Source organism: Runella sp. MFBS21, from assembly GCF_029433105.1.
Taxonomy (GTDB): domain Bacteria; phylum Bacteroidota; class Bacteroidia; order Cytophagales; family Spirosomataceae; genus Runella.
Genome location: NZ_JARNTW010000002.1, coordinates 452,167 through 473,212 on the forward strand (window position 1 = coordinate 452,167; position 21,046 = coordinate 473,212).

The 21,046-nt window shown below is 42.5% G+C and carries 15 protein-coding genes; 3 read left to right on the top strand and 12 right to left on the bottom strand.

Annotation, left to right across the window (positions count from 1 at the left end; translation table 11 throughout):
* Positions 1-182: 182 nt before the first annotated feature.
* Positions 183-1,211: a FecR family protein gene (locus P1X15_RS06120; protein ID WP_277337264.1), complete on the bottom strand. Its 1,029-nt coding sequence runs from the start codon at positions 1,209-1,211 to the stop codon at positions 183-185.
* Positions 1,212-1,323: 112 nt separating this feature from the next.
* Positions 1,324-1,902, bottom strand: coding sequence for an RNA polymerase sigma factor (locus tag P1X15_RS06125; protein ID WP_277337265.1), 579 nt, complete (start codon positions 1,900-1,902; stop codon positions 1,324-1,326).
* A gap of 210 nt (positions 1,903-2,112) precedes the next feature.
* On the opposite strand from P1X15_RS06125, the gene P1X15_RS06130 reads away from it, so the two are divergent.
* Positions 2,113-2,883, top strand: coding sequence for a GntR family transcriptional regulator (locus tag P1X15_RS06130; RefSeq protein ID WP_277337266.1), 771 nt, complete (start codon positions 2,113-2,115; stop codon positions 2,881-2,883).
* On the opposite strand, the gene P1X15_RS06135 is transcribed toward P1X15_RS06130, so the two are convergent.
* From P1X15_RS06135 to P1X15_RS06180, 10 genes are all read right to left on the bottom strand, one after another.
* A complete protein-coding gene (locus tag P1X15_RS06135; RefSeq protein WP_277337267.1) occupies positions 2,867-3,568 on the bottom strand; it encodes an SGNH/GDSL hydrolase family protein in 702 nt (233 codons plus the stop codon). The two genes, P1X15_RS06130 and P1X15_RS06135, sit on opposite strands and share 17 nt — an antisense overlap.
* A 30-nt stretch (positions 3,569-3,598) precedes the next feature.
* Entirely contained in the window at positions 3,599-6,400 is a 2,802-nt protein-coding gene (locus P1X15_RS06140) for a glycosyl hydrolase (protein WP_277337268.1), read from the bottom strand.
* A 117-nt stretch (positions 6,401-6,517) separates the two neighbouring features.
* Positions 6,518-9,052, bottom strand: coding sequence for a hypothetical protein (locus P1X15_RS06145; RefSeq protein WP_277337269.1), 2,535 nt, complete (start codon positions 9,050-9,052; stop codon positions 6,518-6,520).
* A 127-nt stretch (positions 9,053-9,179) separates the two neighbouring features.
* Positions 9,180-10,622, bottom strand: coding sequence for a RagB/SusD family nutrient uptake outer membrane protein (locus P1X15_RS06150; RefSeq protein WP_277337270.1), 1,443 nt, complete (start codon positions 10,620-10,622; stop codon positions 9,180-9,182).
* Positions 10,623-10,648: 26 nt separating this feature from the next.
* The gene (locus P1X15_RS06155) at positions 10,649-13,846 is read right to left on the bottom strand and encodes a TonB-dependent receptor (protein ID WP_277337271.1); all 3,198 of its coding nucleotides are present in this window, start codon (positions 13,844-13,846) and stop codon (positions 10,649-10,651) included.
* 86 nt (positions 13,847-13,932) lie between these two features.
* The gene (locus tag P1X15_RS06160) at positions 13,933-15,429 is read right to left on the bottom strand and encodes an L-fucose/L-arabinose isomerase family protein (RefSeq protein ID WP_277337272.1); all 1,497 of its coding nucleotides are present in this window, start codon (positions 15,427-15,429) and stop codon (positions 13,933-13,935) included.
* 157 nt (positions 15,430-15,586) lie between these two features.
* Complete coding sequence (locus P1X15_RS06165; RefSeq protein WP_277337273.1) at positions 15,587-16,828, bottom strand: MFS transporter; 1,242 nt, start codon at positions 16,826-16,828, stop codon at positions 15,587-15,589.
* 139 nt (positions 16,829-16,967) lie between these two features.
* Positions 16,968-17,723 carry a hypothetical protein gene (locus tag P1X15_RS06170; protein WP_277337274.1) on the bottom strand — a complete coding sequence of 252 codons (756 nt, stop codon included), beginning with the start codon at positions 17,721-17,723 and terminating at the stop codon, positions 16,968-16,970.
* A 190-nt stretch (positions 17,724-17,913) separates the two neighbouring features.
* Positions 17,914-18,111 carry a hypothetical protein gene (locus tag P1X15_RS06175; protein WP_277337275.1) on the bottom strand — a complete coding sequence of 66 codons (198 nt, stop codon included), beginning with the start codon at positions 18,109-18,111 and terminating at the stop codon, positions 17,914-17,916.
* A gap of 79 nt (positions 18,112-18,190) precedes the next feature.
* Positions 18,191-19,030 (bottom strand): DUF2306 domain-containing protein, encoded by an 840-nt coding sequence (locus P1X15_RS06180; protein ID WP_277337276.1) that lies wholly within the window; start codon positions 19,028-19,030, stop codon positions 18,191-18,193.
* A gap of 199 nt (positions 19,031-19,229) precedes the next feature.
* Between P1X15_RS06180 and P1X15_RS06185 the strand changes: the two genes are divergently transcribed.
* On the top strand, positions 19,230-20,276 hold the full coding sequence (locus P1X15_RS06185) for a sensor histidine kinase (protein ID WP_277337277.1): 1,047 nt from the start codon (positions 19,230-19,232) through the stop codon (positions 20,274-20,276).
* Positions 20,263-20,955 (top strand): LytTR family DNA-binding domain-containing protein, encoded by a 693-nt coding sequence (locus tag P1X15_RS06190; protein ID WP_277337278.1) that lies wholly within the window; start codon positions 20,263-20,265, stop codon positions 20,953-20,955. The genes P1X15_RS06185 and P1X15_RS06190 overlap by 14 nt, the downstream gene beginning before the upstream one ends.
* Positions 20,956-21,046 lie beyond the last annotated feature (91 nt).

Here is a 21,046-nt window from a genome sequence, read left to right on the forward strand (position 1 = left end):
TGAACGATTTAGACAAAGACATGCCAGCCCCTGCGCATCTGACAAGGATGTAACCGAACACGAAAATGGGGCTTGAGCTGGTCGGTGATGCTTGGACCCATCGCCGACCTTTTTTTATTGGACTAGAAGAAAAAGTGAGTAATTTAGGACATGAGACTTGGTTTTAGGGTGAAACAATGTATTTATTGACAACCTGCTCCTTTGATGACCACTTGGGTGTCTACTACTTCGTAGGAAGCATTGAGGAGTTTACAAATGATAGTCAGATTGTCGTATAAGTTTTCTTGCTCCAAAGTCGTTGTTATCAAACAGTGGCTCATTAGTGCTTCGTCATATATAATATCTATTCCGTATGTTTTTTCGAAAGCCGCAATGATGGTTGACAAAGGGGCTTTCTGAAATGCGAAAGAAGGCGTTTCTTCCAACGGAATGAGAATCGCGGGTTTTTCTACCAGCGTCTTAACGAGTTTGTTTTCTGAACCTACATACGTCACCTGTTGGTTGGGGATAAGCACGACGGCTTCGGGGTTTGTGTCTTTGGATGACTCCGTGGTAGCTAATACCGATTTGGTGGCATAGACCGATACTTTTCCTGTTCTAACAGCCACGGTGGTGTTTTTGTCATGAGCATAAGCTTTTACCAAAAAACTTGTTCCCAAAACCCTTGTAACTAAGTGGGTGGAATAAACAAGAAAGGGTTTGTTGGGATTTTTTTGAACTTCAAAAAAAGCTTCTCCTTCCAAAATTACTTCTCGCTTAGTACCCACAAAATCTTTTGGATAACTGAGGCGGCTCTTTGGATGAAGCGTCACTATGCTTCCATCTGCGAGCCTAATCTGTTCGTTTTTGGAAGAAGTATTGGTATGCTCTACCAAAGGAGTTTCGAGAGAAGTAAGTTGCTGTTTGAAAGTACCAATAGCCGACGGTGCCGGTTTGAGAAGAAGCCACCCTAATCCCAAAGCGATTATAATTGCGGCAGCTGCGGCCCAGTAGGGCTGCTGATACCATTTGCGGAGTGGTGCACTTCTCACGGTTTGGCTAGCCAATACGTCCCAATTGTGAGCAAGTAGTTTCTTTTTTTCAGTTTGACTCGGAAGCTCTACCTCACTATCCAACGACTCATACCATTGCTCTAGCAGTAGCTGTTCGGCTTCGGTACATTCTCCTTTGAGGTATTTGGCCAATAATTCTTGGTATTTGGTAGAGTCCATTTTGGTATGCGCCTTGGTGACAACTAAGGACATAAACGGATAACTCCCAAAATTCCCTAAGGCCAAATGGACTTTTTTTGAGATTTTTTTTAATTAATCAATAATAGAGCGATTAAGACAGATAAAACAATACCAGACTTGTGACAAAATCACGGAGGTTTTGGCGAAGAAAAGAAGTAGAACGAGAGAGGTGATATTCGATGGTTTTGTCAGAAAGGTTGAGTCTTTCGGCTATTTCTTTGATGGTGAGGTGCTCAAACCGATTTAAGATAAAAATCTCACGGGTTTTTTCGGGCAATTGACCCAACGCTTTTTGAATAGCCTCGGAGAGTTCGTTGTGTTGGACGGCTTCGGTAGTGGCAAATACTTCTTCGGGAAAAAAGAGGCGAAGCTGAGTCAGGTAGTGCTCTTCGCGGATGTTTTTTCTGATATAGTCAATCATTAAGTTGCGAAGAGAAATCCCCAAAAAAGCAGGTAGATTGTTGCCCCGAATGGTGGCGCGTTTTTGCCACAACATCATAAAAAGCTCCTGCGCCAACTCTTCGGCCACTTCTCTTCGACGAAGTTTTCGGTAAGCAGTTATGTACATTTTATACCAATATCGCTCATAAAGCTCCCTAAAAGCTTGCTCATGGTCTTGATGATGAAGCAAGTCCAACAGCTCTTGGTCGGTCAATGATTGTAGGGACATTGGAATCAGAATTTGTGAACAAAGGTGCAATAAGTCTTAAAATATCACAAAATTTACTTGCTATTTTTTAATAATTTTGGATTTGAATAGTCTGCTCATTTTGGTTTTTTGTCGTATGATTTTGAAATCCAAATTTTAACTTGTTCTTTTAAGTAAGACAAATCCGAGGAGCTGCTATAAAGTGGCTCTATTTTTAAAAATTGAACCAGAATGCTTCAAGAAAAGGCAAAATTTATCGCCATTAGTGAGGAAATTATCGAAAAAATAAAGTCGGGAGAGTTGCTGCCTGGCGATCAAATTCAATCTGAAAACGAACTTATCAAGCATTACAAAATAAGTAATACTACGGCTCGAAAGGCATTGCTGGAGATAGAGTCCAAGGGCTGGGCGCGGCGTATCAAAGGAAAGGGGACGTTTGTGCTTAATCGTACCGAAGACCATCATTTGTTACGGACGCTGGGGTCGATTTATGCGACGCGTCGCGGATTTCACGATAGCTTGATTGCCGAAGGATTTACGCCCAAAAACATCGTACTTGAAAAAACGATTCTGCAAGATGGTATTTCGTCCGAAATCAATGGGCGGCATTTTATCATTGATGGGCCAGTATTGAAAATCCACCAACTCCGCTACGCTGACGACCTTTTGATGAAAGACGAAGTCAAATATATTTCGTTGACATTGTGCCCCAAAATCAACAAAGTACCTACTGAAATTTCTTATTTTAAGGTGTATGAAGATACTTATAACCTTAAAATAAGCGAAGTGCAGCAGACACTCGGCGTGTCGATTTTGACACCTAATACCACCAATTTTGAAATCGATAAACCGATTCCAGCCTTTGTATTGGATAGTGCGGTAGTATGCTCAAACGATAAGGTAGTCGAAATTGAGCAGTCGTATTATCACGGTGAAAAATACAAGTTTGCGGTCATTGCAAGTCCCGAATACAACTACAAAACGGCTAATCAAACCACTTAAAAATTTCTTTAGCAATCACCTCATGGCCTTGCTTATTGGGGTGATTGACGTGCGACATATAGGCTTTCAAGTCGCCTTGACGCACGATATTTTGAAAAGGGAGATAAGGGTCTGCTAAACCAATTTCATATTTTGCAGCTAAGTTTCTTATATGCTCCACGTGAGGTTGTAGTGGATTGTCGCGGGTCGATATATCAATGCGTTGGTCGGGAGAAGGAGTGAGCAATATAACTTTGATACCTTTTTCTAAAGCAGCTTTTACCATTTTTTCCCAAGCTTCTTTGACGAGGCCAAGGTCAGAAAAACGGTCATTAAGTGCATAGTCAATCATCAACACGTCAGGCTTGTGTGGAAGAACTTCTGTTTCAAAACGTTTCTGACCTTTCAACGAATTTTCGCCCCCAATCGCCGTCACAATCACGTTGATGACAGCGTAGGGATATTTTTCTTTTAGTTTTTCTAGCACCAAATGAGGATAGGATTCGAGGGTGTGTACTTCGTGATTGTGCCAAAATCCTGCGGGTACTGAGTGCCCATGAAATACCAGATTGATAGTACGATTTTTGGGCCATTGTGTAACCAATTCTTGTTTAATATGAGCTAAATAACTAGCTGAATCAGCTACCTTTTGTGCTTGTAAGTGCGTGGTGGCTAGTATTCCTAAAATCATGAATAGCTTTTTCATAGGTGATAGTTGCAAGGCGTTGCTTTGTTATTAGCGAATCGTGGTGATAGTTTGAATCGTAACAGGGCCTAGTAGGCCCGACTTTTTAAGAGGGAGCTGTTCCCAAGGTACGAGGTTTTTGTTGGCTTTGATTATGTTTGTTTTGGTATATTTTTGACCTGTTATTCCGTCTCCAGTGAGGCGATTAGACCATGTATTGGCGATTTCTATCTTGAGTATATTAGTGCCAGATTTTATGATGTTTGTGATATCCACTCGATAAGGTGGCGTCCATACAATGCCGAGCGATTGGTCATTGAGCCATACTTCTCCTACTTCGGCAATCGTGCCTAAATCAAGATATATTTTAGAAGAAGCAACTTTCGTTGTCTCAAAACGGAAGGAATGATGATAAGTGGCTCTTCCTGAAAAGTAACGAATGCCAAGATTGGAGGAAGTATCCCACGAAATCAGTTGAGGAAAAGTGGTCGTTTGAGGAGCGCCCCAGTTTTTAGGGAATCCTACTTGCCAAGGCCCGCTGAGCGTTTGGGTCTTGATTTTATTGTTAATAGACTGAGTAGTTCCTCCTTTGGTGAGCGTAAATGCTCCATTTTCCCATAAATGTACTCCTCCAGAAGTATAAATGATTTGGGGTGGCAACGAACTTAGGCCCCTTATTTTTTCAATGGGATTGACAGAAGGTGCGGTTTTAGAAAAAACCACAAAATAAGCACCCTTCGGAGGCAACGATAGCGGGAGCGTAGTGTGTGTATCGATAGATTTATAAATATTAATTGGGTAAATATTGCCTGAAATAGCATCCCATAGTTCGGGGGTTTTGTGCGGCTGCCTAAAATTACAATTGGCCGATATCCATTGGTCAGTGGTGTTTCGGACTAGATAAAAATCCATGTCGTTTTTGGAGTAATGGATATAATCTATTTCACCTTTAGCTTGGTTTGGGTAACTAAAATCAGGAGGAATAGTTAGTTTTTCGAGGATAGTGGCATAGGCGATGACTCCACCTTGGGCTTCAAGTTTTTTTAGTTTTGTCATGGCTTCTGGGTTCAGTTTTTCTCCTTTCCATAAGCTCAATACTTTGTATTTACCTACCTTAGGCAAAACCCACTCCCCATTTTCAACGGTTAAGTCTTTCAGAAGTACTTCTGTATTAATGATTTCATAATCATAGCCTTCTCCTACTTTAAAAGTCGAGTTTTTGGGTGGAATAAGATTAGGAATCGCATCCCCATAATAGTAAAGTACATCTGCCACAAAGTTTGTTTTTTGTAAAATGTGAGAAATCCGACTCAGGTAATCATTAAATGGCTTGATGTGAGGCCACCACGTCTGACGGTCGTTGTAATGTGTCCCTGCAAAATAAGCAATGCCTGGATAACCCATTCCAGTGGGATTGTGCGTAAATCCATGTATAACAAGACGGTTCATACCTTCGCAAAAAGCCCTGTCTGCCAAAGGTTTAAGCTGAGAGGGGCCTTCTTGCCAATCCCAATAACTCGTAAAAGCTTCTTCCTCTACTAATCCTCGCTTGTAAATATGAGATGCGGCTGCGATTTCTTTGACCAGCCACAGTAAGTCGATGATGCTGTCTTTATCAAAAAAAGTGCGATTGTACCAAAACTCTCCGCGTGGTACATCGAGTGAGCCGAGGGCTTTGAGGGTTTCGACTGGAATATGATGTAAATGCCCAGGGCCTCCAGCTTCAGATATGATTTTGAGGCCATGTTGATTGCAAATTTCTTTGGCTTTTCGATAATGATTATGAATCATCAATTCGGAAAGTGTATGGTCGAAATCGTGCTGAAAAGAGGCTCCCAAAGACGCTAAATACCATTCTTTATGGAAAATAGCGGGTAAAAATTTATCTAAATCATAGCCATGAAGTTGCTTAAAAGTAGCCGGTAGAGAAGGTGTCCAAGTAAATTCCTTTGCTTCATAACTAGCCAAGTACAAGTTTTTTAGCGCACTTTTACTGAAATCACCGATAAGAGGTTTGAGGCGATTGATAAAATACATGACGTGCATCCGCGTGGCAGATGAATCAAAATGATCAATGATAGGCCCCACCGACTGCGGCGTAGGTCGGATGAGTTGTTCGCCAGAATTAGAACAAATGTATCTATAAATATCCCACTGACCTGAAGGCGGGGTCCAATTGAGTTGTTCTTTTTTAGAATCAAAAAAACGGCTGACATTGATGATTTGTGAAGTGTCTAGTACTGAACTAACACCAGATGGTAAGGCTAAGACCGCCACTTCTTCATAGTAGGCAGGTTTACCGTTTTTATCATACAAGATAGGTCGAGATTTGCCTTGCTTGTCGGGAGTGATAGTCGGAAAAGGAAGTTTTAGGGCTTGTTCTTCGTTAGCTTTGAGAGTGACTTTAGAGAAATAGAGCGTTTTGGCGGCATGCTTTGGTGAAACCCAACTGCCGCCTGCATTCCAGCTACTAGCCAAATTGAGTCCTACTTCTAAACCTAGTTTTCCGGCCTCTTCAATCGCGAATTTGATAGCTTTCAAAGAAGAGTCTCCCATAAAAGCGGGCCCCACCGGAATAATTTGGTGCGGGTCACTGGCGGGAGGTAAACCTATCTCAAAAATATCAACCCCACCTAAGCCTGCTTTTTTGATAGCCATTAGCTCTTCTTTCATCCTAATGGGGTCGGTATAACCATTGAGCCACCACCAGTAAACTTTAGGACGAGCTTGGTTAGGAGGATTTTTAAAATCTTGGAGCAATTGAGCTCTAAACGAATCATGGTTTTGAGCCTCACATTTGATAAAAAAGAAAGTAAGTATTGCTAAAAACCAACATATATGAATAGGTTTCATACCTTTCAGGAGATTAAGAAAGTTGTAGAAAGCAAAAAGAAAAGTAAGTACAAACTATTTAGATTGCATTTGCCCTTGTCGAAGAAAGCGTTTATGTACTTTTAGAGAATAAAGTAATTACCAAAAAGCGACCAATTCGCCGCTTACATTTTCTACTACATAGTGTTTGCCGTATTTGGGGTCACCTAATTTGAAAGGAGTGCTTCCGCTTTTCCAAGGATAGCGAGTATTGGTATAAACCCGCAAGTCCTTTTCCGATACATTGTCGTCAGGATAAATCCGAACTGTCGCATTTTTGAGACCTGTCAGCCGTACACATCGCTTCATGTATTCAATGCCCGAAGTCATTTCTTGGCAAGAAATGATACCGTCAGTTTGCTCCACAAAAAAGCGACTTTCGCGATGCCACGCTTTGGGCAAATGATAGATAGAATAGCCCTTTTCTAATTCGGTTTCATAGCCTGTCAATAAAGGTGCACCTTGCGGTAGTTTGAAACGGTGAGTAAGAGTCGTATTGGGACAATAACCCGATAAAAAGAAGCCATTGCTGCTGCGAGAAATCGTCAAAACGGGATTTTTGACCGCAGGGTTACGCTTATCAAGGCGATAATCCCAGCCAAACTCTTTGAGCACGTAGCGAAGGAGCAGCGGGCCAGTGAAAAGTTTTTCGGGGTCGTCGGGTGTGAGGAGTTTGCCGCCCGTAAATTTACTGGAATTGGTACCGCGTACATAGGCGATTTTGCCACCGTTCCAGTTGGGGGCTTCTCGTATCCAGACCACATCGCGCGAGTGATTACCTTGGGTCATTTGGGCTAAAACACGCGTATCGTTTGCCGAACTAGCCACAGTACTACGCACTCCTCCTCCCGAAAACAAGGCAGTATGCATGATTTTATCGGGGGCTTTTTGATCCAAAACATCCGTGAGAATAGAAGACTTTAGGGTAAATTCGCCTTCCAAGGCAGGTGCATTTTTGAGGTTGAGTAATTGCTGAAACGCTTCACTTGCTTCATCGGCAGGACCATAAATGAGCAATTTGCCGCCACGTTCGACAAACGAAATCAATTGCTTTTCATAAGTTGAGCCAGCTTCGGGTACAATGCTGACCAGCACCGATTCATTGAAAAAGTTGGGATTGGTAGTGATTACTTTTTGAAACGAACGCGTCGAAACCACGGTATTGAGCGGAAAACCGTTGTTAATCGCCTGACGGATAAGCCAATCGCCATAATAAATCTCTTCGATTCGTTTGGGCTGCGTATAGGCCCAACGATGGTATTCTTCAAAAGGATATACCCATACTAGTGGCCCTGGCGCTGTGGGGGAGTCGTAGCGCGCTTTTAAGATGTGCGGGGTTACTTCGTCAGGAACTTGAGTGGGTAATTCGCCGTAAGAATTATCGGCTGTTAAGAAATTCAGGTGTGTTGGCAATTTGATTTCTCCTCTAGCATTGATACGCGCTACCGACATAGGCAGGTAGATGTCGTGTGGTTCTTGGCCGTAGCGGTCGAGCCACGGGCTATTGACCCACCACGGGTCATGGGTATAGTAGCGAAACAAATACCGCTCGTCGGGTAGCTCTGCCATGCGCGACATATAGCCTACCATTTCCAACCCAAAATCGCCGTCAAGGGCCGCCCAAGGCGAATTGGGAGGAGGAAGCATGTTGTATTTTCCACCATAAATCTGCTGTAAATCTACGCCATCGCGGGCCAAATCCGCCCCAGTAGAGAGATTAGTGCCGCGCGTCTGTATCTGAAAATGAGGACATTCTTTTCGAAATAAATTCCAGAAATTAGTGATTTTGGCTTTGATGTCGGGTAGCTTTTCAGGCTGAAAAGCGGTGCCTGTGAAAGTAGCGCCTGTGGATGACCAACCTTCTACGCCAAAGCCGAAGCCATTGCTCAACCAAATATAATCATAGCCCAAATCCTTGAGAAAATGTTGGCTTTGGCGACCCAAAAATGTCCCAAAAGGAGTATCGGCAGGGATACCTTTGGGGAAACCCGCGTAGGGTGTTTTGTCGGCGTTGAGGGTGGCGTAGCAGCTTACCATGGTTTTGTGTCCCATGGCATTTCCCCCCAAAATTTCAGGGTGTTTTTTGTACTTAAATTCTGATTTGGCAAATTCTGGCCCAGGGTCAAAAGTCGCTCCTATCAAAATAGGTTTGCCCGTGATGCGCCTTCCCGTTTCTTTGAGGGTTTGGATGATGTATTTTAAATCTCCATAAGTAAACTTAGGTGGATTTTCCATGTAGATATAAGCCCGTTCGTGCAGCGAAAGCTCTTTGGGGTCGGAACCTACTTCGTGGTTGGTATTGGGATTGCCTATGTAGCGAGCCCATTCGAGAGGTTGGGTGAGCGAGCCTTTATAGTCCAAAATCTCTGAGCCATCGGAAGTCCACAGCATCACCGATACGGTGTCGGTATGTCGTAGCAAGGCATGCCATTGTGTAAACAACTCTTTCGCAACATCCTGAATATAAGCCTTATCGTTTTTCTTGAACGGTTTGAGCGATAGTTCCAGCGTGATGTTGTTGAAGGGTTTTCCCTTCAAAGTAGTATTGTCGAGATTAGGGGTATCAAAGGAAGATGTAAAGCCGCCTATCAAGCAAAAAACCAAGGATGCAAGAGAAAAAATAGATAAACGCATAATGCTCAGTTTTGGAAGTTTGTTTAGGAAAGAAACAAAGTCGCTTATTCTGAATTAGGAAAGCAAAAAAAATAGGAGTGACTACTCCCTAAGCAGTAAATAAAACCGCTTAGGGAATAGTAAGTTCCTAATAGCCAGTGTTTTGTTTGACGAGAGAGGGGTTCAAGTCAACTTCATTTTGAGGAATCGGGAAAATAAGCTCAAAATCATCTACTTTAAAATTGAGTTTTAAGCTTTCATAGTGAGCGTTGAGGATGGTTTTGGCGCGGTCGGTACGGACTAAATCAAACCAACGATGCCCTTCATGAAGAAATTCCACACGGCGTTCTTTTTCGATAGCTACCCGTAAAGTAGCTTGCGTAAGCCCTTCTGGATTGGCGAGTTTGGCGCGTTGACGTATCATCGCTAAATAGGGCAAAGCGTCGGTCGTTTTGTTTTGCTCGTTCAATACTTCTGCATACATCAATAGTACATCGGCGTATCGCAGGGGCATAAAAGTGATAGTACCGTCCGACAAATCGATTGCCTTGAAGTCGACAAATTTTAGACCATAACGACTATATGATTTTTTGCCACCTATCAGCAAAACCGAATCGCTGACCGAAGCGGCTTTTCGGGCATCCCCATTTTCGTAAGCTCGTATCAAATCTAAAGTAGGCACGATACGCCCAGAACCTTGAAGATTGTTGGTAAAAATGGCCATACTAGTAATGGCGGGTGTAAACAAAGCCGAATAGTTGTTTCCCAGACTACGTCCTGCTACAAATTGCACCTCAAAAATAGACTCAGCCAAATTGTTATTGCCGTTGGTAAACAATGTTTTATAATCATTGACTAGATTGTAAGACTTACTATCAATGACTTCCTTGAGTTTGACAGCGGCTAAGTCGTAGTTTTTGAGGGTAAGATGGACTTTGCCTAGGAGAGCTTTCACCGTAAGACGCGATGCTTTGGTCTTATCGCTGTTGAGTGTAGTGGGGAGTAGCGTTTCTGCATCGGCCAAATCCGCCAAAATTAATTTGTAGATTTCCTCTTTGGGCTTGAGAGATATATCAGCAGCGGCTACTTGCGAAGGACTACTGTAGGTTTCCGTAATGAGGGGAACATTGCCATAGAGTCGTACCAAATAAAAATAACTGAAAGCCCTCAAAAATTTGGCTTCTCCCTTGATACGGTCTTTGGTTGTTTGGTCAAAATTGACGGCATCAATTCGGGTGAGAATCGCATTGCTTCGCGAAATAGTATATAAGCAAGTACTCCAGACTGAGCGCACAAATCCATTGGTAGAAGTGACGGCATTTTGGTCCATTTGCATCTCGTCGGTTGAGGGAGACGACCATTGTATTTCGGTATTGTCGGTCGAAAGTTCTGTCAAATACAAAATAGCACTGCCACTAAATAGCCCCCTGAAAGTACTGTAGACGCCTGTAAGGGCTGTTTCAAAATCATTTTGGTTTTTGTAAAATGTTTGATCACTGATTTGATACTCAGGTGCCAACGCCAAAAAATCTTTGCATGACGTCGCAGAGAGCGTCATGATGAATAATAATATTACTAATTGCTTTTTCATAGTTGTAAGGCTGATCAAATCGTAGATTAGAAGGTTACTTTGAGTCCAACGGTGTAAGTGCGCGGATTAGGATACGCAAAGAAATCAATACCACTACGAGCGATGTTGTCGCCAGTGGTGCTTCCTTCGGGGTCATAGCCTGGATACTTCGTAAAAGTGTATAGATTGGTGACGTCGCCATACAGGGAGAGCGCTTGGAGTTTTAGTTTAGTTGCAATCGCCTGCGGAAAAGCATAAGAAAGATTAACATTTCGGATACGTACGTAGGAGCCGTCAAAAAGATATTTGGTTGTGCCAGCACTAAACCCAAAAGCGTAATCATTACGAATAGCCCGTGAAAACTGCCCCGACCCAGGGTTTGATTCTGAGCGCCAACGGTTGTTCATAATAGCTAGCTGATTTTGTACACCGGCCCCATTGAGCGATACTTCGCCTCCTTGAAAATAAATTTCGTTGCCTTGTGAGCCATTTATACTGATATTAAGACGGAGGTTTTTATACGAAAACTGATTGCCAAGTCCCCATGTAAAATCAGGCCAGGGGGTTCCTACGATGGTGCGGTCGGCGCTTGTAACGGTGCCATTCCCGTCTGCATCTTCAAAACGATAATCGCCAGGTTGAACGCGTGGGTGTTGTTTGGGACTGTTGTTGACTTCTTCTTGGTTTTGAAACACTCCCAAGATATTAAGTAATCGGAAACTCGAAATAGGATATCCTACTTGGGCTACTTGATAATCGGAGGTGGCGAGGCGAGCGGTTTCAGCATTGAGTGCTAGCACTTTGTTACGATTCCAACTGATGTTGAAATCTGTATTCCATTGAAAAGCCCCTCTATTAATATTTTGGGAATTGAGTGTAAGTTCTAACCCTTTGTTTTCGACTTCTCCGATGTTCTGAAGGGAGCTACTAAAGCCAGAGGCGGCAGGTAAAATGACGTTGAGAAGTAGATTTTTCTTATGGGCTCGGTAAGCATCTACGGTAAGCGAAAGTCGGTTTTGAAACAAAGATACATCCATACCCAAGTTGGTTTGGACGGATTGTTCCCAGGTCAACACATCGTTAGACAAACTAGTAGGTACCACTCCCGAAATAACTTGACCATTGGATACATTTCTCGATATTCCTAGCAAACCTTGACTTGCATAGTTGGGAATGAGGTTGTTGCCAGATATTCCGTAGCTTGCTCTAATTTTGAGATCTGACACAAATTTTATTCCGCGCATAAAATCTTCATCTGATAGTCGATAGGCGGCAGAAAAAGACGGGAAAGTACCCCAGCGGTTTTTGAGTCCGAAGCGAGAACTTCCGTCTTGACGTATTGTAGCTGTGAAAAGATACTTGCCCGCCAAAGTATAATTGGCCCTTGCTAACCAAGATAGCATCGACCACTCGCTTTTATAATTAGTACCTGAAGTAACGGCCCCCGCAGCCAGATATTTAACGTCATCGGTCGGAAAATCTGATGCGCCCGCTTGTACTACATCGTCCGTATTTTTTTGAGCCGTAAAACCTACCAAAAAGTCCACATCGTGTTGCGTACCAAATTTATGACGATAGTTTAACGTGTTTTCGTTGAGCCAGTTGAGGCTTTTTATTTCAAATACGCCAGCAGTAGCAGCACCCGTACGGCTAGTAGCCAATCCTACCTTAGAAGATTTCCAGAGTCTAGTAATATTGTTAGAATAATTGACTCCTACCGAAGATTTAAAAACCAATCCCGGTGCCAATTCATATTGGAGATAATTGTTAGTAAAAACGTTGGTATTGTTGCGGTTGTCGGAAAACTCGGCTGCGATAATGAGCGGATGCTCTACTGGAATACCTGTAGGGCTCGAAAACTCCGAATAATAATTGCCACTAGCATCATAAATAGGAATGGTAGGGTCACTAGCTAGCGCTGCCGAGATAAGGCCGCGATGTTGTAAGTGGCCTTCTGCTCTTGCAAAATCTCCATAAGAGTGCGCTCCCGAAAAAGAAGCCCCAATTTTAAGTTTTTCGGTGAGTTGGGCATCGATGTTGGTACGTAAAGTGAATTTTTTAAAATTAGAACCAATGACAATTCCTTTTTGGTCAAAAAAGCCTCCTGATACATAATAGCTCACATCTCTGCTAGTGCCACTGGTAGAGAGCTGATAGTTTTGGACCAATCCCGACTGAAAAATCACATCTTGCCAGTCGGTGCCATTTTGGATTTGGGAAGGATTTCTAAATTCGGGCTTTACTTGGGTGGCAGTGCTCCGAACGTTGTTGGCATCAGTGGCTTTTCCTCCTGCAAAAACCCAAGCATTGTCGCGCCCTTCTGCTACATATTCGGCATACTGTTGCGGGCTAAGCAAGTCGAGTTTTTTGGCAAGTTGTTGAATACCCGTCGAGTGTTCAAACGTAATAGTGGGTTTACCTACTTTTCCTCTTTTGGTTGTAATAATCACTACTCCATTGGCACCCCGTGAGCCATAAATAGCGGTGGCAGAGGCATCTTTGAGTACTTGTATTGATTCAATGTCGGAAGGATTGATCGTACTCAGGGGGTTGATGCGGTTGGTGGCACTGCTATTGGCGATGTTGCTAGCGGAGTACGAACTAGAGGCAAAAGAGCTGAGATCAGAACCACCCCCTCCAGTACCTATGGCGTATCCATCCACAACATATAGTGGTGAATTACCCCCGGTGATTGAACTAATACCCCTAATGACCACATTCACATTGCCACCAGGTGCCCCAGATGTTTGGGTAATTTGTACTCCTGCTACCTTGCCTTGCATCATTTGGTCTACACTCGTGGCTGAGGGTACTGGCACTAAATCTTTGTTGGAAAGATTAACAATGGAGCCAGTGAGGTCTTTTTTTCGTTGAGTTCCATACCCCACCACTACTACATCTTGAAGTTGCTGTTGGTTAGGCTGTAAAATGATGTTGATTTCAGAGCGATTAGCTACGGGGATTTCTTGAAGGGTGTATCCGATAAAGCTCACCACAATCACGGCATTGCTTGGGACATTGAGCTTAAAATTTCCTGAAGCATCAGACGTAGTACCATTGGTCGTACCTTTTTCGGTAATGGTTGCTCCCACCAACGGCCCTCCATCATCGGAAGCCGTAATTTTGCCAGAGAGCAGCGAACGAGCCGTAGATTGGGCGGCTGCATAATAGGCAGTGCTTACCCAAAGACTCAGCATGCAGCCTATGACCCATAGGCGCAAATGGTTGAATAAACAGATTTTCATGATTTAGGACTTTTTAGGGTTTTTGCAATAGGAATACGCTATGTAGAAGTGTTAATTGATTGATTAGTAATGAAATAATGGCAGTGTTAGTCTTTAATAATCACAGATTCTACTTTGAGATAATCGGCTATTTTTTGAATAGTAGAGGCATGATGCCCCACGCCCAAAGCAAAATGGTGAGTAGGGCCTTCTTGAATCCAGCGCTTTAAGAAAGTGCGCACATCGGGTTTGAAAAAACCGCGCGTATTGGTATTGCCAGTGGGCGGGATAGGCCCTGCAATAGATTCACCTTCAGCAATGATAAACTTCATCTTTCCTTCGAAAGTGGAGTTGATACTGAGCATAGTGATAGGACCTTCTTTGATTTTAAACTCAACCCCCGCTCCAAAACCAGGTTTGCCGTGGTATTTTTTTAAACTACGCAACACGGGCTGTCCTTCAGCAATAGCGATATTGTGAGGGCCATCGTGCCCTACCAACACAAAATCTTCTTTGAAATCGACAGGGTGAAACTCCGCAAAACTGCCCCCAATCCCCAATCGCTCCATAATGAGCATTGCAATGCAAGTCTTGAGGTCAGATTCGCCACACATCGGAAAACCAGCGCCTTGTAAAAGCGAATTGCCCACAATCAAATTAGACATGACGACGCGGGTATCACTCTCATCAGGACCGTCATAATAGTAGGCCAAACCGTCTAATTTTTTGGCTTTTACAAACTTCTCCAGAGCCACTGTTACTTGGGCTGCAATGTGTAAATCCGAATCACGAAGCTTTTCAGAAATGGGGTCGGAGACGGGGTCTGGTGTGTCAAAAAAAGCCAAGATTCGCTCTTTGACGGTATTTATTTCCGAATCAGTTGCATTGTAATATTGTGATACGATCTCGTGGGCTTCGCATTGTACGATGTGCAATCCAAAATGAGCCGTGAGCATGGTAGAATCTGAGTGCATATCAAGCATAGCTTCGATAGGGTGCCCAATGTGCCCAATTTTGGAGGTTTTGAGATCGTGCAATACGGCTGCGATACGGCAATATTCTTCAATTTCGGCTTCGGCGGCAGGGTCGTCGTAGAGAGTTCCGATAATCATCTGTGGTACTTTCTTACCCATTCTTACCGCTACTCCTGCAAATTCGGGCAAGGCACAAATGTCGTCGTTGTAAAGCTGTAAATAAGTAGAAGCATTGCTATAATCCATGGCTTTGTCGGGCTGCAAGGCCACAAGCACAATGGGGATGTTGATACTTTTGATAATCACCCCAAACGTGCTTGAAGTAGCATAAGTGAGCATGTCACAAAAAATCAAATCCAAATTGGCGGCGTTGAGCTTAGGGACAATATCATAGGCTTTGTTGACATCATCTACTAGCCCAAAATCGATAATTTCGACGTAACCTAATCCCTGGAGTTTTTCGATAAATACAGCCTGCTTTTGGTACATATCTTCCAATAATCCCTCAAACTGCCCCCAGTATTTGAAATAGCCTACTCCAAACACCCCAATGCGAGGACGAGTTGGATTGCGTTTTACCACTCCTGCTCTGGCTAGCGTATCTATCTCTATAGCGTGGTTATTCTTCATTTTATGTCTTTGTGTTTTTAAAAAATTAGGTTGACGCACTAAGTTAAAAAAGGTATCGTTTAGCTTGTGTTACACTCTTTAGAAAAACTTCTTAAGTTTCAAATTAGAAAGTGAAAGGTATGATTGAAATTTTTAAAAAAAGATAAAAGCTTATAAATCAAATAGTAATAGAGGTAGGACGCTTCTTGGGGGTATTCCATTCAATAGCCTGAATGCGTGGAATAAACATCATTAACAACCCAAAGGCGCAAGGATATAAAAGCCCCGACGCAATCCAAAGTGGACGATAAGTATACTCTTGAATCACTGCCCCCATGAGTGGATTTAATAATAAACCCGAAATCGCGCCAGCCGTGCCAGACAATCCCACTACAGTAGAGGTAGCATTTTGGCCAAACATATCAGCAATAGCGGTGATATAATTGGTAATCCAAAAACCGTGTGCTAACATAAAAATAGACATGCAAGCAACAGCAATCTCAATAGAAGATACCCATTCGATGAGGGGTGCGGCCAAAGTGAGTGCAGCGGCGATGCCCATCACGGTTTTTCGGGCTTTATTGATAGAAAATTGTCGTGCGATAAGCTGCCCCGACAACCACCCGCCTAAGATGTTTGAAATCCCCAACGCCAAAAAAGGTATCCAAAAAAGATTACCAATACGCTCAAAAGAAAGATGTCGGACTTCGCTTAGGTACTTTGGAATCCAAAACATCATGAAATAAAAGACAGGATCTAATAAAAAACGAATAAGAATAAAAACCCACGTAGAGCGTTGACGAAGTAAGGTCAAAAAAGGAATTTTTTCAGAGATTTCTTCTTCGGCAAGTTCGGGAAGGTGTTTTTTCCAAGGAATCAAAAGCCAAACTACTACCCATGCTATCCCTACTAATCCTGGAATAAGAAAGCCACCTCTCCAGCCATAATGATTTGATAGCCAAATAGTAAGAGGAGGGGCTACCACCGCCCCTATGGCCGACCCACCAATGGCGATGCCATTGGCTAAGGCACGTTCTTTTTTATCGAACCAACGCGATACACTCCATGCTGCTCCCGGAAAACAGCCGCCTTCGCCCATGCCCAAAAAGAACCGAAAGGCGATTAGTTGGCCAAAACTGTTCATAATAGCATGTAAGCTATTGGCAATAGACCAGACTCCTACCGAAACCGCCAAGCCGAGCTTTCCTCCTACTCGGTCGATAAGCCATCCGCCTAGCGTAAACATCAGCGCATAGCTAATGAGAAAACTCGTATTGACCATGCCATACTCAACATCGGTGATTTTGAATTCTTCCTGAATCTTGATAATAGCAATGGATAATACCTGCCTATCTAGGAAGCTTAGACCAGTTGCTATAAACAATAACCAAACGATAAGCCAGCGGATGTTTTTTTGCATTTTACTTAACGCACTAAGTTGTATATAGCAAAGGTATAAGCTATCTCAGATAAAACAAATAAAATGGTACTTTTTTTTTGTTAAATAGAAAAAACGTAAGAATAAAGGGAGTTTGGAGATTTTTGGTAAAGAAGAAAGCTTATTCTGATACAGTCATTTTGAATTTATAGCGGAATCGACCGTTGAAACTATCTTCTTCTTTTAAGACTTCTTTGGCTTTTTTAGCTATCCAAAATCGCTGATAACCCATGTTGCGAGGTAGTGTATATTCTAGTACCCAGCAGTCAATACCTTCTATGGGCTCGCTTTTGATGACTTTGTAGAGTTCGGTGGTGGGAATGCCAAGCCCAGGGTCATGAAATTTTACTTTCAAAACTCGATTCTCCTTTAGTGGAAATAAGGGGAAAAGGACTAAGTCTGCGTGCCAGTTGAAGAAATGCCCGCTTTGGAGAGTATTTCCAAAATCCTGTTGCAGCTTTTGACGTTGGATCTCAGTTGCATTTCCTTCAATATCTAATGCTTGGTGTTCATAGTCTAACGCTATTTTTTGGGCGGTTCGTTTCCACCAAAAATGATGCTGGAGGGTACTTAAGTCATCCCCTTTGAGCAGACTAAATGCGGTATGAGAAATGGTGTCTTTTTCGTGCCATATTTGAGAAATAGCAATCCCCTGTTTTCCTTGATAAGGCTGTTGATGTACATTGATTTGCACAAGAGTTTGATTTTGGATAGGGGAGTCGGGGCTTTGTTTGGTGTAAATCACATAAGTATGTTTTCCAAAACGTATATCTTCATGGTGTATATGGATCTGACTTACGACAATAGTGTCAGGATTTTGGGCCCCACTCTCTAAAAAGATAAGAAGCAGAAAAATAGCTGTAAGAATTGTTTTCATGGTTGTTTGAAGTTATTTATTTGATTGTTTTCCATTCAATGAATGCCAACGCGCCCACAATGATTGCATCTATCCATAGATATACTATTCCCATCCATGTGGCCTTGGAGAGAAAGTATACCGATGAGGCGACGCAAAAAAAAGAATAAATAGCATTACCGTAGATTAAGATTTGTATCTCTATTTTGGATTACGATTTTCTTAGCACTAAATAAAAACCATAGGCCGCAAAACTCAATGCGATAAAGCCCATCGCTGATAGTAGCTCAAGTGGAAGCCGAAAGTAGGGCTGCAAGAAGCCTTTCAATAAAAATAAACCTATGGCTGCCATAGAGGCTGCACTAGCATCGAGACAAAGCAGTTTTTTGAGGCGAGAGGAAGGATACATAGACAATAGTTCCGTAAAATTTTAAACTTCAAAAATACTAGCTATTGTGTGTTTCTATTTGAGGAGTTGACAAGCTTTCTCAAATCCTAGGCAGCCACATTCCCATTGTGGCACCAAAGATGCCGATCGTCATGAGTGTTGTTAAAACTAAAATCACAACAATAGTAAGAACTCGAAAAAGTGGGCGGGTGGTTTTTTGTTGGGCTTTGAGATACATTTCAAATACAATCAACGAAATAGGAAGGGCATAGGTAAATACCGACAAAAACCATAAGAATGGGCCGTCGAATGTTTTTGGGTCAAAGCCAGCTGGGCCGCCATTAAGCAGTAGCCATGCCATCAAACTTACTCTAAAAAACCATACGCCATTGGCAACGAGGTATAGACGAATGGCCCATTGGCGATGAAGGGCAAAGTTGCGTTGGAGAGCATAGCGGAGCGCAAGCATTGCAAATGCAATGATGTAGAGAGCTTGCACCGAAATAGCAATATGTTGTAAAAGTCCTCCTACGGCTCCTCTGGTCCATACCATCACAAGGCCGTCAATACCTATAAGAATTGCCGTGAAAATATAAAAACGCCCTAACACCCTATGAAACATTCGGAATCGAGTCCGGATTTGGGGAATGAGTTGGATAGGGCCTCCTAAGACCATGATGAGCGCAAAAAAAACATGAGCTGCCACAAAGGTATTGCCCAATCCATCTCCCCTTACATACCCATGAGGTAGTACTTTGTTCCATTTTTCGAAATCTCCCGCCAAAGATGATTTTCCATAAAATGAAGCAATGTAGTACGCAAAAATCCATTGGCCTATGGTCGCTAAAACAAACCAAAGTTTGACACTGAAGTTAAGGAGCACAATACCTTTAAAACGGTGACGAAGTGAGGTGGCGGAAGGAATTAAAGATGTTTTCATGATTGAGGTTTTTGATACAAAAATGCCTCAACTTCTCTATGTTAGAAGCGCTTTTATGATAGGGTAAATGTCCGTTGATGTGGTTTGGTTGACGTTAAACCGTTGTTGGTTGACGTTCATGGAAATAGTGTTGACCAGAAAGCTATTCTTTGGTCTATTTGTATAATTTTACGAATGGTTAATATTGATTATCAGCGGAATGATTAGCAATCAACTCAAGACTAGTCTTTGGATTATTCTTTCCTATTTTGCCATTTGGTTTGTGGCTTTGGCTTTTGAATGCAATGGCGAATGGAAATGCTTTCTCACTGCCGTGGCCATTTTTTCTTGGGCGGTGAGTTTTGTTTCTTTGTTAAACCTCTTTTTGTTTCATCAAGCCATTCCTTTTATCCGGACCCAGCGCAGAAAGTGGTTATGGAATATACTGCTGATTGTTATGATGCTGCTTTTGCTCAATTTAGGTTTCGTGGCGTGGTGCAAAGTGGCAGCCAAAGTATTTGACCTTGCACCTTTAGATCAAATGGAATTTACGGTCAAAAGTGCTAGTACGCGGTTTTTCTTTCAATTGGTGGGGATTGTTTATTTTTCATTGGCCAAATTGATAGTAGATTCTTATGAGTTGAGGCTCAAAAACCAGCGGTTGGTAATAGAAAAACAAAACTCAGAATTGAGTTTTCTGAAATCTCAAATCAACCCTCATTTTCTCTTCAATACCCTCAACAATATTTATTCGTTGACCCGAGACAAGTCTGAGCACGCTCCTCACAATGTGTTACGACTTTCGGAAATGCTTCGCTATATGCTCTACGAAACAGGCGGAGGACTGGTAAGAGCCGACAAAGAAATCAAAATTATCGAAGACTATCTTGAATTGGAGCGAATGCGCTACGATGATTCGTTGGAGATTCGATTTTCGGTACAGACCGACAACCAACAGCAATTGATTCCGCCGTTGCTTATGATTCCGTTGGTTGAAAATGCTTTCAAACATGGGGTGTCGGAAACACTACATCGGGCTTTTGTTCATATTGCGCTTACGATTCGGGGGCATCAGCTTGCCTTAGAAATCGAAAATTCTAAAGATGAAAATGAAGAAATAGTTACGTCCAAAGAGGGGATTGGCATCAAAAACATTCGCCGTCAATTAGAATTGTTGTTTGGAAAGCACCAGCTTCAACTCGAAAATCGCGGGCAAACGTTTTTTACATATCTTTCGATTGACCTCAACAGCTATGCAAACAATTAGGTGTATCATCATCGAAGACGAACCGTTGGCGGTCAAAATCTTACTAGATTATATAGAAGCAATTCCCTATCTTGAATGTCAGGGTATTTTTCGGGAGGCAATCGGGGCGGGCGTGTTTTTACAAACGACTGCCGTTAATCTTATTTTTTTAGATATACATTTGCCCAAATTAAAAGGATTGGCTTTTTTGCGAACACTTGCACATCCGCCAGCGGTGATTGTGACTACTGCTTATCATCAGTACGCCATAGAGGGGTTTGAATTGAGTGTGGTAGATTATTTGTTAAAGCCCTTTTCATTTGAACGGTTTGTAGCAGCAGTCAACAAAGTGCCTAAATACCTCCTACCTACGTTGGTTGTGGGTAAAGAAATTCTCTCAAAAGAAGCAGCTTTGTTTGTGAGTATTGAACGTAAGAAAGTAAAAATCGTGCTCGATACATTGCTATACATAGAAAGCGCCCGTGAATACATTCGCATCGTAACAACACAAGGGGAGTTCCGCGCCAAAATCAGTACCCACGAAATGGAAGCCTTACTGCCCAAGACGCAATTTGTAAGAATTCACCGTTCGTTTATCGTAGCAGTCGACAAAATTGAGGTCTTTACCAAAGAAGAAGTCACGATTCAAGGTCAAGCTATTCCGATTGGGAAGGCATACAAAGAGGCACTTTTACTTTGATTTGTTCAAACCTATTATTCAAAAAAATACCCGACGCGCTCAATAAAGACGGCACGTCGGGTATTTGATAGATTGATAACACCACAAAAAA

What these genes read in the sequence shown, in the direction of transcription:
- P1X15_RS06120 (WP_277337264.1), bottom strand. Translation starts at nt 1,211, where the DNA reads ATGGACTCTACCAAATACCAAGAATTATTGGCCAAATACCTCAAAGGA.
- P1X15_RS06125 (WP_277337265.1), bottom strand. Translation starts at nt 1,902, where the DNA reads ATGTCCCTACAATCATTGACCGACCAAGAGCTGTTGGACTTGCTTCAT.
- P1X15_RS06130 (WP_277337266.1), top strand. Translation starts at nt 2,113, where the DNA reads ATGCTTCAAGAAAAGGCAAAATTTATCGCCATTAGTGAGGAAATTATC.
- P1X15_RS06135 (WP_277337267.1), bottom strand. Translation starts at nt 3,568, where the DNA reads ATGAAAAAGCTATTCATGATTTTAGGAATACTAGCCACCACGCACTTA.
- P1X15_RS06140 (WP_277337268.1), bottom strand. Translation starts at nt 6,400, where the DNA reads ATGAAACCTATTCATATATGTTGGTTTTTAGCAATACTTACTTTCTTT.
- P1X15_RS06145 (WP_277337269.1), bottom strand. Translation starts at nt 9,052, where the DNA reads ATGCGTTTATCTATTTTTTCTCTTGCATCCTTGGTTTTTTGCTTGATA.
- P1X15_RS06150 (WP_277337270.1), bottom strand. Translation starts at nt 10,622, where the DNA reads ATGAAAAAGCAATTAGTAATATTATTATTCATCATGACGCTCTCTGCG.
- P1X15_RS06155 (WP_277337271.1), bottom strand. Translation starts at nt 13,846, where the DNA reads ATGAAAATCTGTTTATTCAACCATTTGCGCCTATGGGTCATAGGCTGC.
- P1X15_RS06160 (WP_277337272.1), bottom strand. Translation starts at nt 15,429, where the DNA reads ATGAAGAATAACCACGCTATAGAGATAGATACGCTAGCCAGAGCAGGA.
- P1X15_RS06165 (WP_277337273.1), bottom strand. Translation starts at nt 16,828, where the DNA reads ATGCAAAAAAACATCCGCTGGCTTATCGTTTGGTTATTGTTTATAGCA.
- P1X15_RS06170 (WP_277337274.1), bottom strand. Translation starts at nt 17,723, where the DNA reads ATGAAAACAATTCTTACAGCTATTTTTCTGCTTCTTATCTTTTTAGAG.
- P1X15_RS06175 (WP_277337275.1), bottom strand. Translation starts at nt 18,111, where the DNA reads ATGTATCCTTCCTCTCGCCTCAAAAAACTGCTTTGTCTCGATGCTAGT.
- P1X15_RS06180 (WP_277337276.1), bottom strand. Translation starts at nt 19,030, where the DNA reads ATGAAAACATCTTTAATTCCTTCCGCCACCTCACTTCGTCACCGTTTT.
- P1X15_RS06185 (WP_277337277.1), top strand. Translation starts at nt 19,230, where the DNA reads ATGATTAGCAATCAACTCAAGACTAGTCTTTGGATTATTCTTTCCTAT.
- P1X15_RS06190 (WP_277337278.1), top strand. Translation starts at nt 20,263, where the DNA reads ATGCAAACAATTAGGTGTATCATCATCGAAGACGAACCGTTGGCGGTC.